General features: G+C 67.8%; 3 protein-coding genes. 2 read left to right on the forward strand and 1 reads right to left on the reverse strand.

Annotation, left to right across the window (positions count from 1 at the left end; translation table 11 throughout):
• The first annotated feature begins 159 nt into the window (after positions 1-159).
• Positions 160-642, forward strand: coding sequence for a GNAT family N-acetyltransferase (locus AB0J08_RS41500; protein WP_360645360.1), 483 nt, complete (start codon positions 160-162; stop codon positions 640-642).
• Positions 643-708: 66 nt separating this feature from the next.
• On the opposite strand, the gene AB0J08_RS41505 is transcribed toward AB0J08_RS41500, so the two are convergent.
• The gene (locus AB0J08_RS41505) at positions 709-1,035 is read right to left on the reverse strand and encodes a hypothetical protein (RefSeq protein WP_360645363.1); all 327 of its coding nucleotides are present in this window, start codon (positions 1,033-1,035) and stop codon (positions 709-711) included.
• 115 nt (positions 1,036-1,150) lie between these two features.
• On the opposite strand from AB0J08_RS41505, the gene AB0J08_RS41510 reads away from it, so the two are divergent.
• On the forward strand, positions 1,151-2,287 hold the full coding sequence (locus AB0J08_RS41510) for an IS630 family transposase (RefSeq protein ID WP_360645366.1): 1,137 nt from the start codon (positions 1,151-1,153) through the stop codon (positions 2,285-2,287).
• Positions 2,288-2,320 lie beyond the last annotated feature (33 nt).

Here is a 2,320-nt window from a genome sequence, read left to right on the forward strand (position 1 = left end):
AGTGGTCGACACTCGAAGTCCTTCGGGGGTTGACTGCAGAGTCGGTGTGGTGCCTGGTGTCCTGACTTGCCGGATCGCCACTGCGTTTTTCCGAACGCCGAGTGGCGTCGAGGTTGATGTCGTGGACTTCTCCGCGGGCGTCGCGGCAGACTCCTCGGCATGGTGCACCTGCGCGTTCTCACGAAAAGCGACTGGCCGTTGTGGCGGGAGGTTCGCCTTGCTGCGCTGGACGAGGCACCGCAGGCGTTCAAGGCTCGGCTTGCGGACTGGTGCAGTGGCGGAGAGGAGCGGTGGCGTGAGCGCTTGGAGCTGCCCGACGCCTACAACATCGTTGCGTTGCTGGGCGGGCGAACGGTCGCGATGGCCAGCGGCCTTCCTGTGGAAGGCGGCGCATACGAGTTGAGATCGGTGTGGGTCAGTCCCCAGGCGCGGGGCCGTGGCGTCGGAGACCGGTTGATAGCGGCAGTCGAAACGTGGGCCCTCCAGTCGGGTGCTACGACGCTGAAACTCGCGGTGATCCCGGGCAATGAGCCGGCCATCGCGCTGTATCAGCGCAACGGCTTCGTCGTCGCGGAAGAGCTCGGAGATCTGTTGGCCGATGGTGTGACCAGGGAACGGGTGATGGTGAAGGCGCTTCGCTGACGAGACAACATACGAGCTCGGCGGATCATTCCGCCTGCTTGTGTGGCCGTAGGACGCCTGGCGTCTTCAGATGCCAGGGGCGGCGAGGTAGAGGCCGCAGGCGCAGTCCAGGGCTTCTTCGGGGGTGCCGGCGAAGCTGCCGGTGGGCAGGATCGTGTCCTCGTACTTGTCGGTGCTGGCGAGGTAGAGGGCGAAGCCCCAGGTGCTGGCGGAGCCGCCGTAGCGCAGACGCATGAGTTTGATGGACTCGCCGGCGGCGAGTTCGCCGTTGACGTAGGCGAACTGGCCGCGGTAGCGGACGTCCAGGCCGGCGAGTTTGGGCCAGGCGGTACGGGCTCGCGCGGTCAGCTTCAGGGCGAGGGAGGTCTTGGTCGACTCCGGCACGGTGGGCATGGAGTCATCCTGCCTGGTCGCCCGCGTCAGTGGTGCGGCAGTCTCCAGCCGGTAAGATCCACTTCTGCTGATCGGCCTGCCTGCCTTGCCCGTTGCTGCTGCCTGCCCGATATCGATGACCGCCTCGCAGAGGCACCGGCTGAAGAAGATGGCCTACGGCCATAAGACTCCCCACCAGGGCCGGATGCGCGCGCACGTCGTGCTTCACGCGGCACGGGGCCGCTCCAACGCCCGCATCGCCCGCGAGACCGGTCTGCACGTGGACACCGTGCGGACCTGGCGGGGCCGGTTCGCCGAAGAGGGCATGGCCGGGCTGGCCGACCGCCAGCGCCCCGGTCGCCCGCCCTCGTTCACCGCACTGCAGGCTGCCCAGGTCAAGGCGCTGGCCTGCCAACTGCCCGCCGAGACCGGCGCCCCGTTGTCACGCTGGTCGTGCCCGGAGTTAGCCCGCGAGGCCATGCAGCGGGGCATCGCCCCGGCCGTGTCGGCCTCCACCGTGCGCCGCTGGCTGGCCCAGGACGCGCTCAAGCCCTGGCAGCACCGCTCCTGGATCTTCATCACCGACCCCGATTTCGGACCCAAGGCAGCCCGTGTGCTGGACCTGTACGCCCGCACCTGGCAAGGCAACCCGCTCGGACCGGACGAGTACGTCATCAGCGCCGACGAGAAGACCTCCATCCAGGCCCGCTGCCGCTGCCACCCCACCCTCGCGCCCGGGCAGGCCCGGGCAATGCGGGTCAACCACACCTACGGCCGCGGCGGCGCGCTGGCCTACCTCGCCGCCTACGACGTCCACCAGGCCCGAGTCTTCGGCCGTACCGAGCCGCGCACCGGCATCAGCCCGTTCATGAACCTGGTCGCCCAGGTCATGAGCACCGAACCCTACGCCAGCGCGAAGCGGGTGTTCTGGATCGTGGACAACGGCTCCTCCCACCGCGGCCAGAAGGCCGCCGACCGGCTGACCAGCGCTTTCCCAAACGCGGTCCTGGTCCACACCCCGGTCCACGCTTCATGGTTGAACCAAGTCGAGATCTACTTCTCCGTCGTGCAGCGCAAGGTCGTCTCACCCAACGACTTCACCGACCTTGCCCAGGTCGGGGACCGGCTCCGAGCCTTCGAAGACCGCTACAACGCCACGGCACAGCCGTTCCAGTGGAAGTTCACCACCTCCGACCTGAACGATCTGCTGGCCAGGCTCGACCGGCACACCGCCGATCACCAGGAAGAATCCTCCGTCGCCCTGGCAACGTGATCAACCCCCGAAGGACTTCCGGAGCCAACCACT

It is taken from the genome of Kitasatospora sp. NPDC050463, assembly GCF_040655255.1.
GTDB lineage: Bacteria > Actinomycetota > Actinomycetes > Streptomycetales > Streptomycetaceae > Kitasatospora.